11 protein-coding genes are annotated in these 13,275 nt (G+C 66.2%); 7 read left to right on the plus strand and 4 right to left on the minus strand.

What is annotated here, in order from left to right; genetic code table 11:
- Window positions 1-98 precede the first annotated feature (98 nt).
- Both D5S18_RS05180 and D5S18_RS05185 read left to right on the plus strand, forming a co-directional pair.
- On the plus strand, window positions 99-2,339 hold the full coding sequence (locus tag D5S18_RS05180; RefSeq protein WP_120038578.1) for a TOMM precursor leader peptide-binding protein: 2,241 nt from the start codon (window positions 99-101) through the stop codon (window positions 2,337-2,339).
- On the plus strand, window positions 2,336-3,781 hold the full coding sequence (locus D5S18_RS05185) for a SagB/ThcOx family dehydrogenase (RefSeq protein ID WP_203236596.1): 1,446 nt from the start codon (window positions 2,336-2,338) through the stop codon (window positions 3,779-3,781). The genes D5S18_RS05180 and D5S18_RS05185 overlap by 4 nt, the downstream gene beginning before the upstream one ends.
- Before the next feature lie 122 nt (window positions 3,782-3,903).
- Here D5S18_RS05185 and D5S18_RS05190 read toward each other — a convergent pair whose 3' ends face one another.
- From D5S18_RS05190 to D5S18_RS05200, 3 genes are all read right to left on the minus strand, one after another.
- Window positions 3,904-5,499 carry a flavin monoamine oxidase family protein gene (locus D5S18_RS05190; RefSeq protein ID WP_158607801.1) on the minus strand — a complete coding sequence of 532 codons (1,596 nt, stop codon included), beginning with the start codon at window positions 5,497-5,499 and terminating at the stop codon, window positions 3,904-3,906.
- Window positions 5,500-5,701: 202 nt separating this feature from the next.
- Window positions 5,702-6,166 carry a VOC family protein gene (locus D5S18_RS05195; protein WP_120038582.1) on the minus strand — a complete coding sequence of 155 codons (465 nt, stop codon included), beginning with the start codon at window positions 6,164-6,166 and terminating at the stop codon, window positions 5,702-5,704.
- Between the two features lie 23 nt (window positions 6,167-6,189).
- A complete protein-coding gene (locus D5S18_RS05200) occupies window positions 6,190-7,422 on the minus strand; it encodes an FAD-dependent monooxygenase (protein WP_120038584.1) in 1,233 nt (410 codons plus the stop codon).
- A 195-nt stretch (window positions 7,423-7,617) separates the two neighbouring features.
- Here D5S18_RS05200 and D5S18_RS05205 point away from each other — a divergent pair, with 195 nt between their 5' ends.
- On the plus strand, window positions 7,618-8,622 hold the full coding sequence (locus D5S18_RS05205; RefSeq protein WP_239003552.1) for a GntR family transcriptional regulator: 1,005 nt from the start codon (window positions 7,618-7,620) through the stop codon (window positions 8,620-8,622).
- A gap of 186 nt (window positions 8,623-8,808) precedes the next feature.
- A complete protein-coding gene (locus D5S18_RS05210; protein WP_147403851.1) occupies window positions 8,809-9,198 on the plus strand; it encodes a hypothetical protein in 390 nt (129 codons plus the stop codon).
- Window positions 9,199-9,281: 83 nt separating this feature from the next.
- On the opposite strand, the gene D5S18_RS35230 is transcribed toward D5S18_RS05210, so the two are convergent.
- Window positions 9,282-10,364, minus strand: a complete 1,083-nt coding sequence (locus D5S18_RS35230) for a hypothetical protein (RefSeq protein ID WP_203236598.1) — start codon at window positions 10,362-10,364, stop codon at window positions 9,282-9,284.
- A 259-nt stretch (window positions 10,365-10,623) separates the two neighbouring features.
- Here D5S18_RS35230 and dinB point away from each other — a divergent pair, with 259 nt between their 5' ends.
- The 3 genes from dinB to D5S18_RS05235 all read left to right on the plus strand — a co-directional run bounded on the left by dinB (window position 10,624) and on the right by D5S18_RS05235 (window position 13,207).
- Window positions 10,624-11,847 carry a DNA polymerase IV gene (gene dinB, locus D5S18_RS05225; protein ID WP_120038590.1) on the plus strand — a complete coding sequence of 408 codons (1,224 nt, stop codon included), beginning with the start codon at window positions 10,624-10,626 and terminating at the stop codon, window positions 11,845-11,847.
- Window positions 11,848-11,944: 97 nt separating this feature from the next.
- Complete coding sequence (locus tag D5S18_RS05230) at window positions 11,945-12,295, plus strand: PLD nuclease N-terminal domain-containing protein (protein WP_120038828.1); 351 nt, start codon at window positions 11,945-11,947, stop codon at window positions 12,293-12,295.
- A 126-nt stretch (window positions 12,296-12,421) separates the two neighbouring features.
- Window positions 12,422-13,207, plus strand: coding sequence for an aldose epimerase family protein (locus D5S18_RS05235; protein ID WP_120038592.1), 786 nt, complete (start codon window positions 12,422-12,424; stop codon window positions 13,205-13,207).
- The last annotated feature ends 68 nt before the right edge of the window (window positions 13,208-13,275 follow it).

Raw genomic sequence — 13,275 nt, forward strand, 5'->3', positions numbered from 1 at the left:
GTGTCGTTGCGGTTGACGATGACCTGACAGCTCCCCGCCGGTCACCGCGATGGCCGGCGGGGTCGACATGTTCTTTCCCGGCTGCGAGGGAGGTTCTGATGGGTTCTGTCCTGCGGTTCACACGTCATCTGGGGGTGCAGACCGTAGCGGGGGACGGAGTGTATGTCTTTTCGGAAGGTTCGCGGCGAACCCGGCTGCACGGCGGGTTGATGGAGCGTCTTGCGCCGTTTCTGCTGACAGGCAGGAGTCGAGGTGATATCAGCGCCGCGCTGGCCAACGATTTCGACAGCGACAGGCTGGATTCGGCGTTGGCGCGGCTGGTGGACGCCGGTTTGGTCGTGGAGTGCGATCCCGAGGTGGACCCACGCGCCGGAGGCTACTGGGAGCTGTGCGGCCTGGACGGTGACGCGGCGGTGGCGCGGTTGCGGGACCGAACTGTCGACGTGGTGGGCATCGGTCAGGTCATCGATGCGGAGTTCGCCGCCGCAGCAATGGCTTTGGGTCTTCAGGTGGGGCCTGGCAGTCCGGATCTTCGGGTGGTTCTCACCGACGACTATCTTCGTCCGGAATTGGCAGATCACAATCGTGCACGTTTGACCGATGGCGGTGCGTGGATGCCTGCCAAACCGGTCGGCAGCACGGTGTGGATCGGCCCGGTGTTCGAGCCCGGACGCACGGGCTGCTGGCGTTGCCTGTCGACGTATCTCGAATCCAACCAGTTGGTGCGGTCATATCTGCGGCAGCGGACGGACGCGGCGGGTCCGCCGGTCGCCGCCGAAATCGGCCTGCCCGCAACGCGGCAACTGGCGGCACACATGGCGGCGTTGCATGCCGCGCAGTGGCTGACCGGCGCCGAGGTCGGGGCGGATCGGCCGAGCGCACCGCATACGGTCATGTTCACCTTCGATACCATCGGCTGGCAGTGGAGCAGGCATGTGGTGCGCGCCCGGCCGCAATGTCCGGAGTGCGGTGATCCCGATCTACAGCGGCGCCTGCAGTGGGATCCGGTCCAACTGGTCTCTCGGCCAAAGATATTCACGACCGACGGCGGGCATCGCGCGAAGACACCCGAGGCGTTGCTGGCCGAGTACGGGTCGCTCATCAGCCCGATCACCGGCCCGGTGACAGAGTTGGTGCCGAGTTCGGCCGCCGATGATCTGTTCGCCTATCGAGCGGGTGCGAATGCGGCCATGTCGATGACCGATATTTCCGCCCTGCATGCGGGTCTGCGTCAATCCGCCGGCGGGAAGGGGATGACCGATACCCAGGCCAAAGCGTCCGCGCTGGCCGAGGCGATCGAACGCTTCTCCGGCGTGTACTGCGGTGACGAAGCCACCGTCACCGCGAGGATGGATGAGCTCGACGGTGCCGCGATCCATCCCAACTCGCTGCAACTCTACAGCGACCGGCAGTTCGCCGAGCGGGCCGCCTGGAATGCGAAAAAGATTCCGTACCAGCGGGTGTGCGATCCATTCGATCCCGATGACCGTATCGAGTGGACCCCGGTGTGGTCGCTGACCCACAACGCGACCCGATACCTGCCCACCGCGAATCTGTTCTACGACTACCCACAGCAGGCGGGTCGGTTCGCATTCGCCGACTCCAATGGCAACGCTGCAGGCGGCTGCTTGGAAGATGCTGTGCTGCAAGGTTTTCTGGAGCTCGTCGAACGCGACAGCGTTGCGCTGTGGTGGTACAACAGGATTCAGCGGCCCGGAATCGACCTGTCCGGCTTCGACGAACCGTATTTCCAGCGATGGCAGCACCGCTACCGCAGCCTCGGCCGCGAGGCATGGGCCTTGGATCTGACCTCGGACCTCGGTATCCCCGCTGTAGTCGCGCTGTCGCGTCGCATCGGTGCGCCCCGCGAGGACATTCTCATGGGATTCGGTGCGCACTTCGACGTCAAGATCGCGATCTCACGGGCACTCACCGAGTCGAACCAATTTCTGGGATACGACAGCACCCCCGTCGAGGATCTCACTCCGGAATTGCGCGAGTGGTACACCGAGGCCACCCTCGACAATCAGCCATACCTGGTGCCGGCCGACGAGCCGTCGCGAACCTCTGCCGACTACCACGATCCCAGCACCGACGACCTCGCCGAGGACGTGCGGCTGGCCCAGCGGATCGTCGAGAACTCCGGACTGGAAATGCTCGTACTCGACCAGACCCGCCCCGATATCGGGTTGCCGGTGGTCAAGGTGATCGTCCCCGGCCTGCGGCACTTCTGGACCCGCTACGCGCCGGGGAGGCTCTATGAGGTCCCGGTGCGCATGGGGTGGCTGCCCGAACCGACCCCCGAGAGCGAACTCAACCCCATCGGGATGTTCCTGTGAACCCGCCCACCGCCATCGCCGACATCACCATGATCGACAACGTCATGCGGTTGCGGACCGGCGTCGAGATCGAGCACGACGCCGACCTGCTGACCCTCACCGGCGCGCACGGATCCTTCACGCTGCGCAATATGTCGGACGGCCTCGTTTCGGCGATGCGGCGGCTGCACCGCGCCGTGCCCCTCTCCGAATTGAACTCCTCGCTCACCGATCATGAACGACACCAACTTCAACGCATCCTGGCCCGCCTGAACAAGCTGCTCGCACGCTGCGTTGTCATCGACGACACCGAGTTGATGAGCCTGGAACCCACCGCACCCGACGCCACCTATCACCCGAGCCCACCGCGCCCCGGCGCACGACTGCGACTGTCGAAGTTCAGTTTCGCGCGTTCCCGAGACGATCTGCTGGTTCTCGAATCTCCACTCGCGCACCACCGCGCCCTACTACCGCATCCGGCGGCAGGCGCTGTCGTCGCCGCGCTCGGAACAACCAGCGGCGCAATCGAACTCGCCGATGCCGCAGGTCTGCCACTGCCCGTCGTGCACAACCTGCTGGCCCACCTCATCGGAGCGAACCTGGTCGAGGTCGACGACCCGGAATCCGGCCGATTCGCCTCCGAAACCGACAATGCGTTGCGTCAGTGGGATTTTCACGATTTGCTGTTCCACTCCCGCAGCCGCTCCGGTCGCACCGACGACCCCCACGGCGGCGTGTTCTCCTACCTCGGCGACATACCACCGCATCCGGCGATCAAGCCACCCCCCAACGGACCCGCCGTGCAGCTGCCCCGACCGTCCTGGCGCGACATCGCCGACCGAGACCCACAACTGAGCACCGTCATGGAACAGCGGGTCTCGATACGCGAACACGCCACGCTGCCAATCGATCTCGACCAGCTCGGCGAATTCCTCTACCGAGTGGCCAGGGTCCGGACCCGCTCCTGGCCCGACGGTGCGCACTACGAGACCACGACTCGGCCCTACCCCGGCGGCGGGGCCGCTTACGAGCTCGAGTTCTACCTCGCGGTGCACCGATGCGACGGGTTGCGGCAGGGCATCTACTACTACGACCCCCTCGAGCATCGGCTCATCCTGATCAATGACAACGAATCCGACTGCCGGACAATCCTGGACGACGCATCCGCCGCCACCGCCTTCCAGGGCAATCCGGATATCGCGATCACGATTACGTCCCGATTCGGCCGGCTCTCCTGGAAATACCGCGGCATCGCCTACGCGCTGACCCTCCGGCATGTCGGCGTCCTCTACCAGAGCATGTATCTGGTCGCAACCGCGATGGGATTGGCGCCCTGCGCTATCGGCAGCGGAAACTCCGACGCTGCGGGCCGAATCCTGCGACTGAACTACACCGAGGAATCCCCGGTCGGGGAATTCGTGTTGGGAAGCCGTCCTCACCCGCACGCTCCGGACACCGACTGATACCGGCGCTCCGGCACACCTCACCACGGGCTCGGAACAGGGTGTCGCGCACGCGTAGTGCCGACAACCGGTGGGGCGTGTTGTTCGGGCATGCCGGGCAATATCTCGGCGAAAGCGCTGGCTCATCGGCCGAGGTCGGACAGGATCTCCCGCGCGGCACGGGCGCCGGATTCGGCGCCGCCGTTCATGTAGCCCTGCGACTCCGACGAGGTGTGCTCGCCCGCGAAGTGAATATTGCCCTGGCGTGCGCCCTCATAGCCGAAGAAGCGGTGGCTGTAGTTGGTCGGCATGGCGCTGTAGGCGCCGTTGGCGAGTGGATCCGCATGCCACGCCGACAGTGTCGCCCGGCCGTTCCACAGCGTGCCGATGCCGGGCACCACCCGCTCGAATTGTGCCAGTACGGTGCCGACGCGGGTGCGAACCGCGAGGTCGGCGGCGGTAGGGAAGGCCGACGGAGGTGCGAAACCCCGCGCGTCGAGCCCGCCACCGTACTGGATCGCGATGCCCTGCTTACCGGGTTGGCCCGCAGTGGCGTCCCAGATCGCCTGATAGCCGACATCGGTGAAGCTCGCTCCGTTCGACACTCCCGGCCACTGCCCGCGCCCCACCCACGGCCGCGAGGTGAACTGCATATTCAGCTTGGTGCTGGTGCTCATCGGCAACGCATCGATCACGCCGGTCATGCGCGGGTCGAAACCTGCTGCGCTGTAGTCGATATGCTTCAGCACGCCGACCGGCACGGCCAGGATGGTGTGGTCGGCCCGCACCGTGCGGCGGGTGCCCGCATCGTCGAAGATCAGCGTCTGACCGCCATCGGAATCGCGAACGATGGCCTCCAGTCGCCATTCGTACCGAATCGCCCCGTCCGGAAGTGCTTCGGCGATCGCCCGCGGCAGCCGCTGACTGCCGCCCGAGATCTTGTACTGCTCATCGGAATTGCCCCATGCCCGCGGATCATCGAGGGACTTCTGGGTTTTCATCATCGAAACCAGATTCAGTGCGGTCTGATCGGCGGTCGGCATTCCGTACTCCACCACATAGGCGTCGTCGAAAAGCCGTGCGATCCAATTGGAATAGCCACCGGGAACGCGAGTGGCGATCCATTCGGTCAAGGACATGGTGCTCAGCGCGATACCCGCGGGCGTGGCGCTGTTCCAGGTCGGTGTGGCGGGGCAGGCGGCGGCATCGACCTGCAACGCCCGAAACACCGGCTCGAAGTCGGCGATGAATTTGTCGCGCGGAACGTAGCCGCCGTCGAAATACAGCACCGGCGAACTACCCGCAGGCGCCGCGGACAGGGTATCCACCAGCGGTATCCCGAAGCGGGAACACAAATTTCGTATCGTGTGGTGATCGCTGTCGACCCCCTCCCCACCGTACTCGCTGACCTGACCGCCATCCCAATACTCGCGCTCGGAGAACATGCGGCCACCCACCCGGCCCCGCGCCTCGTACACCGTGGCCGCGATGCCCGCATCGGCGAGCGTCAGCGCGGCATTCAGTCCGGCGATACCGGCACCGATGATCGCGATCCGCGGTGTGTCCGGGCCGAGGGACTGGGCGACGGCCGGTTGCCGTCCAGCCAGACCGGCGAATACCGCTGCCCCCACACCGGCCTTCAGCAATGTGCGGCGGTCGAAGATCGGCGCACGAACCTCGTCTACCGGGATCCCAAGCCGCTCGGCGACCATGTATTCGGTGACCGTGCGCTGCACCATTCGCAGCATCGGAGTACGCGGTGACATAGCGGAGCGCTCCTGTCCGGAGGGGCCGTCGAGCATTCCAGCAAATCTGTCTGCGGCTCAAAGGCTACCAATGCGCGCGGCGCAGGTAAGAACCATGCGGTGCGCCTCCCGTCGTCCCGAAGCATTGAGAATATGCCCGTGAAAGGCATGGCCGAGGCCCGCGCGAAGGGCCACCTCAAAGGCAAGGTTGGTCGTGCGCGTCGATCAAGATTTGGATGTCGATTCTCGTCATTGCGTGCAGCGCGGTCAGGACCCGGCCTGCTGCCTCGGGTTCGGAGTTGTCCAGCAGTTTGCGCAGGGTTGTCGGGAGGATCTGCCAGGTCACTCCGAAGCGGTCGGTCAGCGAACCGCCCGGCCCTTCTCGGCCGCCGTCGGTGAGGGCCGCCCACAGAGTATCGATCTCGTCTTGGGTGTCGCATTCGACGTGGGGCGAGATCGCGGCGCCGGTGAAGGAGAGTTCCGGCCCACCGTTGTAGGCGATGTAGCGCTGTCCGGCCAGCTCGAAGGTGACGGTCGAGACACCGCCGTCGAGGGCGCGTTGGGTATCGAGGATCTTGGCGTCGGCAAACGCCCCGGTGTAGTGGTCGGCGGCTTCCTCGGCGCGCCCGTCGAACCACAGGAACGTACTTACCCGCTGCATGTCTATCTCCTCGGTATCGGTTGTCAGGGTTCGGTTTTCACCGTGGTGTAGTCGTCGAGTTCGACGATGTTGGCGAGCTTTTCCATGCCGTGGCCGATCAAGCGGCGAGGTAGGAAGGGCATCATCCGGACAGACACGTTGCGCAGCCACAACTGTGCCTGCGAATCGGGCATCAGGCCGCTGTCGCCCGCACCGCGCGCGAAGTGCTGGGCTCGGCCGGCGAAGTCGCGCATCTTCCGCTGATACGCGGGAAAGGCGTGGCGGGGGTCGCCCTCGGCCGCGGCGAGTTCGCCGGCCAGAATGTAGGCGCCGACCATGGCCAGGCTGGTGCCGATGCCCGACATCGGTGAGGCGCAGTAGGCGGCATCGCCGAGCAGCACCGTCCGGTGACGCGACCAGGTGTCCACGTGGACCTGGCCGACCCGGTCGAAGTAGAAATCGGGCGAGTCCCGGATTGTGGACAGGATCCGGGGGGTTTCCCACGCGTCTGTTTCGAAGGCGCGCACCACGATCCGTTTCTGCTCGTCGATATCGCGCCGGTCGTAGCGCAGGACGGGCGAACGCAGAAAGAATCCGGCCAACACAGCGTCGGGTGTCGGTTGCGGACCCAGGCCGACCGTTCTGCCGGGCCTGCCGGCTCCGGCGGGTGTGGTGTACATCAGTTGCCAGCCGTCGAGATCCACGGTCGTGGTGGTGGTGAACAGCGCTATGTAGCAGCCGAGGTCACGCAGGTAGCGTTCGGGCGGCCCGAACACCAGCCGACGAACCGTGGAGTGCACACCGTCCGCGCCGACCAGAAGGTCGAACCGCCGGGTCCCGCCCGTCTCGAACTCGACGCGGACACCGTCGTCGTCCTGTTCGACCGCGGTGATCGAATCGCCGAAGACATACTCGACATCGTCGCGGGTGGCCCTGTACAGGATCCGCGCCAGATCCGTGCGCCGGATCGCCATCTCCGCGATCGGGCCGCCCGAATCCCCGTACACCGCGGTACTCAACGTCGCCACCCGCTTGCCGTGGCGATCCACGAACGCCATCCCGCGCGCACCGGTGTGTGCCCCGCGGACCTCCGCGACGATGCCCATCCGCTCGGCCACCTGGCGGGCGGTCCCACGGATATCGACAGCCTGACCACCGCTACGCGGCGCGTGCGCGCGCTCGACCACGGTGACGCGGAACCCGGACCTGTGCAACCAATACGCCAATGTCGGCCCGGCGATCCCGGCGCCGGAGACGAGGATGCTCCGATTTCTCATGGTTTCCTTCCTCCTGTGTCGCAGGAGACGACGGCACGCGATACGACGTGGCTGTCGAAGTCGTACATGCACATGCGTACGTCGTATCCGATCATCGAGAATGTAGCTGTTTCAGCCAGGTAGATGCCATGTGATAGCAAAAGAAGTCCCCTAGTTCACCCGGAATTGGACTAGTACACTGATGGAAGATGCGGAGTGCTCGGCGCACAGATCGGAGGCCGCGGATTGTCATCAACACAGCGGACAGACCCGCCCTACCGGGCGATTGCCGAAGAGATCCGCCACCGGATCACGACCGGCGAACTACAACCAGGGGACCGGGTGCCCTCCGTACGGCGCATCACTCAGCGGTGGGGCGTCGCGATCGCGACCGCGACACGGGTGATAGCGACGCTTCGAGACGAGGGACTGGTCGAAACGAAGGTCGGGTCCGGCACCGTGGTCAGCACACCCGGTGACCGCGAGGCGTCGGAAATCCCGGCCGCGCCACCGGCGCCGCGCGCCGCCCGGACACCCCACGACGCGATGAACCGTCGGCACATCCTCCGCGCTGCGATCGCGATCGCCGACGTCGAGGGACTCGACGCGGTGACGATGCGGCGCCTCGCGGCACACCTCGGCGTCGGCCCCATGTCGCTGTACCGGCACGTGGCGAACAAAGACGAACTTCTGACCCAGATGGCCGACGAGGTCTTCGGCGAAGCGAACCTGCCCGAGCCGGGGCCACACGGGTGGCGCGCCAAGCTCGAACTGATCGCCCGCCTGCACTGGCAGCTATGCCGCAGGCACATGTGGCTACCCGGGGCGGTCTCGTTCACCCGCCCCCTGCTCGTGCCCAACATGATGGCCCACACCGAATGGACACTCCGCGCACTCGACGGACTCGGGCTGCCGATAGTTACCCGATTCCGCGAAGCACTCACCCTGCACGCCCTGGTAGCCACCCTCGCGCTGTCCCTGGCCGAGGAAGCCGAAGCCGAACGCAACACCGGCGTCACCCTCGACCGGTGGCGGGCGATGCAGCGCACACCCACCGCCGAACTCCGCAGCGGCGGACGATTCCCACTACTCGCGGCAGTCCCCGAAGACACCGTGGCAGACCTGGACGGACTCCTCGAATACAGCCTTGCCCGCCACCTCGACGGATTCGCCGCCCTCGTGACCGAACGCCGAACCGATCATGACGCCGCCAACAACTGACCAGGGGTATGTCCGACTATTCTTCGGTGGGAATTCGGGTACGCCGGTATCGGCCCGAGCCGGCAGGATGACCGTGCAGGCCGAGTGGAACCGTTGCTCGGCGGACACGCGCCCTGGAGATTGCCCATGCGAATTCGTCGGTCGGTACACGCAGGATTGGTTGCCGTCGCCGCGGCCGCGGGAACAATGCTCGCGACGCCGTTCGCGCACGCCGCGCCGGGGGACAGGGTGAACTGCGTTCCGGTGCCGATCGCTTCGCGCCTCGAAGTCACCTGCACCAATACCGCTGCCGAAGCCGCCACCGCAACCATGACCGCCCTGTGCAGCAATTTGCGGATACTGCACGAACCCGAGTTTCCGATCGCCCCGGCCGACACCGTGACATTCAGTCAGGACTGCGGGGCGGGTGCAACCTTGCTCTCGTGGAATGCCAGCGGCGAGACCATCTCCGAGCGCGCACAACGCCTCGCACGTGAGCGCAGCGATGAGCAAGACAAACAGCGCAAGCAGCGCGAGCAGAGCGCCGAAGACGACAAGCATCGCGAGCAGGAGCGCAAGAGGCGCTCGGAATTCTAGAGCGGGATTGGGCCGCCGCGGGCAGCCTGGAAAATCTCGGCTACGACCGGATAGCGGGCGAGAACTTCCAGGCGCCGAACGCGTTAGGTGAGCCGGTCCGGTTCGGCGGCCTCGGGTGCTTCGATGATCGTGATCGGTACCCCTTGGCCGGCACCGAGCCTGTGGGCGTTGGCTTTGGCCCAGGCGCTGATCGCGATCTGTTCCGGGCTCGCGCGTGGTGTCCAGCGGCCATGCCGCACGCTTTCAGCGTTCATCCGGTGCGCGGTGAGAAGCCGCGAGAGGTGTTCGAACTCGGTCGGTGTCACGAAGGCCAGGTAGTAGTCCGGCCCCGATTCCAGCGACGCCAGGACAGTGCCGAGGGCGAAGGCGCGCTCACCGATCTCTTCGAGGAATGCTTGAAGGTAACCGATGTGATGGTCGGGGGCATGTTCGGTGTCGAAGGCAGCGACCCAATCCCAGGGCAGTGCGGCGGGATAGGAGCTCAGCGATGTCAACTGCTCGCGGACGGACCCCGGATCGGCCTCGCGGGAGATGACCGCCATATCGGCGCTCGGGCTTGGAGATTCGGCGTCGCGAAACGATTCGTCGCCCTCGGGGGTGAGGTGTGCCCGTCGTTGGGCCATGATGGCCCGCACGCGGAATTCGGCATCGGGTTGCCTGCGGACCCAGTCATGGGAGTAGGCCGCGTCCTGCGAGGTCTGGCGCACTATGCGGTCCGGTTCGGGCGGGGCGGGCCAGAACTGTAGGAGGTATCGGTCCAGTACTGGCTCATCGTCGAGTCTGACGTCCTTCTCTCGTGCCCGGTCCATGCCCTGCGCGCAGTACCGCACCCGATAGTCGAGACCTTCTTTCAAGTCCAGTTCCCAGGAGTCCTCGCCTGCCCACTGCACCAGGAAGCTCTGATCCGAGAGCGGGTAGAAGGAGACCTCCACCACGTCCTCCCATGCCGGATCCAGCGGGGGAGCCTGGCCGCGCACTTCGACGGTGAAGCCGACGTCGCCGGTGTGCAACCCGGTGTGCAGGAAAAGTGCGCCGGGCACCGCGGCGCCGCACAGTCCTGAGTTCTGTCCGGCGAACGCCTCATGCATGGGCGGGGTGCCCCCAGGGGCACTCTCGACATAGATCTGGCTGCAGGAGACACCTACCTCGCCATCGAGTCTGAACACTTCTCACACCATCCCCACCGGCGAGAGCCCATCATCGCCGGGCCGCGAGGCCCCGAATAGCAAAGGGACGTTCAGCTCAGCAGCGTCGGTGCCGACCAACTCGAAAGCGAAAGGGCCGTCAGGAGTGTGGTGCGGTCTGATTCGGGAACGGGCCATGCACGGCAGCGTAGACAAGCCCACCGACACGGAGGCTCCGCTCTTGTGCCCGAGCAACCCACCGAGAAGTTCGACGCGCATGAACTGCGATCCATGCGAACATATGTTCGTGTCCAGGGATAGCGAACGGATTGCCACACGGGCCGAGGCGTCGATCCTGCATGCGGATCTCGATTCGTTCTACGCTTCGGTGGAGCAGCGGGACGATCCTCGATTGCGGGGGCGGCCGGTGATCGTGGGCGGCGGGGTGGTGCTGGCGGCGAGCTATGAGGCCAAGGCGTTCGGGGTGCGGACACCGATGAACGGTCGGCTGGCGCGGCGGCTGTGTCCGCAGGCGATCGTGGTGCCGCCGCGCATGGCGGCGTACGCGGAGGCGAGCCGGAAGGTGTTCGAGGTCTTTCGCGACACCACGCCGGTGGTCGAGGGCATCTCGATCGATGAGGCATTCCTGGATGTGCGGGGGCTGCGGCGGATCGCGGGGGAACCCGAGATGATTGCGCGACGGTTGCGTGAACAGGTCAGAACCGAAGTGGGGCTGCCGATCTCGGTCGGTATCGCGCGCACCAAATTTCTGGCGAAGGTGGCCAGCGCCGTCGCCAAACCCGATGGATTGCGGCTGGTTCCGGCGGGTGGCGAACTCGAGTTCCTGCATCCGCTGCCGGTCGAAAGACTTTGGGGTGTAGGCGAAGTCACCGCCAGGACGCTGCACGAGCACGGCATCACCAAGGTCGGGCAGTTGGCCGAGCTCGGGGAGTCGCCGCTGCGGGCGCTGCTCGGTCCCGGCGCGGCCCGCCACCTGTACGCCCTGGCATGGGCTCGTGACCCGCGCCGGGTCGAGACGGGTCGCCGTCGCCGCTCGATCGGCGCGCAGCGCGCCCTCGGTGTCCGGCACCGCGAACCCGACGAGATCGAGGCGTATCTGCACGGACTCATCGACCGCCTCGGGCGCCGCCTGCGCGCCGCCGACCGCCTGAGCCGCACGGTGGTGTTACGGCTGCGCTTCGCCGATTTCGCCCGCGCCACCCGTTCGCACACCCTGGCAGAGGCTACCGACCACACACCTACCCTGTTGGGCGCCGCCCGCCGACTACTCGCCGACGCCATGCCCCTGATCGACGACCGCGGGCTGACCCTGATCGGCCTGTCGCTGACCAACCTCGCCGACGCCGACCCGTTCCAACTGAGTCTGCCGTTCGAGGAGCGCGCCGAGAACACCCTCGACACCACCCTGGACCGACTGCGTGAACGCTTCGGCTCCGCCGCCGTCACCCGCGCCGCGCTACTCGGTCGCGGCGAGGGCCTCTCGGTCCCACTGCTGCCGGATTGAGTTCGGCCCGTTAAGCTGCCCCGGAGCCGGTTCGGCCTGGGGAGCTTTTTTGAACCGCGACGAGCCGGACGAGTCCGCGACCGTTGGAGGTATCGCCGTGCCCTACGCCGTACTGGGCCTGATCACGCTGGCCCTGTGGGTGTACTGCCTGATCGACATCATCACCTGCCCCGACGCGGGCATCCGCCATCTGCCGAAGATGGGTTGGTTGATCGTCGTCATCCTGATTCCCACCGTCGGCGCGCTGCTGTGGTTGTTCGTGGGCAGGCCGGTGCGCGAGATCGCGCCCCGCTCGAACACCCGGTTCACCGAATACGATCGACCGGGCCGCCACATCGCCCAAAATCCCGACGACGACGCGGAATTCCTGCGCGGCCTGCGCGAACGCGCCGAACAGCAGCGCCGCGAGGCGCGTCGCCAGCAGGAGCAGCGCGGCGAGGAGCAGTAGCCCGTCAGCTCAATGTCCGCCGGAATCCAGGGGCGAGAGTGGTCGCAGGGTCAGTAGGCCATCGGTGAGGGGTAGCAGCGTCGCGTCGATCACCACTGCAACGTAGCCGCGTCGTATTCTCGGCCTATGACCGAGCAGCGCACCACCTTGCGTGCGGGAGATGCCGAACTGACCGTCGATCCGGCCAACGGTGGCCGTCTGACCAGTCTGCGTGTGCGCGACCACGAACTGCTGCGCCAGGGCGAACGCTTCGGCTGTTTCCCCATGGTTCCTTGGTGCGGGCGAATCGCGCTGGGCCGCTTCGAGTTCGACGGCCGCGCCTACCAGATGCCGATCAACAGTCCGCCGCACGCCATTCACGGCACCGGTCGCAATACGGCGTGGACGACTCTGGAAACCACCGACCGGACGGCGGCATTCGGCTACGACCTCACCGATCCGTGGCCGTTCCGGGGCCGGGTCACCCAGTCGGTCGCGCTGGCCCCCGACTCGCTCACGTTGACCATGCGGGTCGACTCGGCCGCGGAATCCTTTCCGGCGCAGGCCGGTTGGCATCCGTGGTTCAATCGTGAACTGGCGGGCGGTGATCCGGTCCGCATCGATTTCACGCCCGGCTGGCAGGAGGAACGCGGCCCGGACCATCTGCCCACCGGTGCTCGCGTCGCACCCGGCCCCGGCCCGTGGGACGACTGTTTCGGCATGCCCGGCGGTGTCGAAGTCGTTCTCACCTGGCCGGGCACTCTGGCACTGCGCATCTCTTCCCCTACCGAATGGGTAGTCGTCTATGACGAGCAGGAGGCCGCGGTGTGCGTGGAACCTGAATCCGGCCCGCCGAATGGTCTGAACACTTTGCCGCGCATGGTCGCACCGAGCGATCCCTTGGAGATCACCACCACGTGGAGTTGGCGCTGATCCAGCGGGGCCGCTTCTCCAGAACGGTATGCCCCTCAGATGACGCGTGAACCGCAGGACAGAACCCC

Source organism: Nocardia panacis (assembly GCF_003598715.1).
In the GTDB taxonomy this organism is placed as follows: domain Bacteria; phylum Actinomycetota; class Actinomycetes; order Mycobacteriales; family Mycobacteriaceae; genus Nocardia; species Nocardia panacis.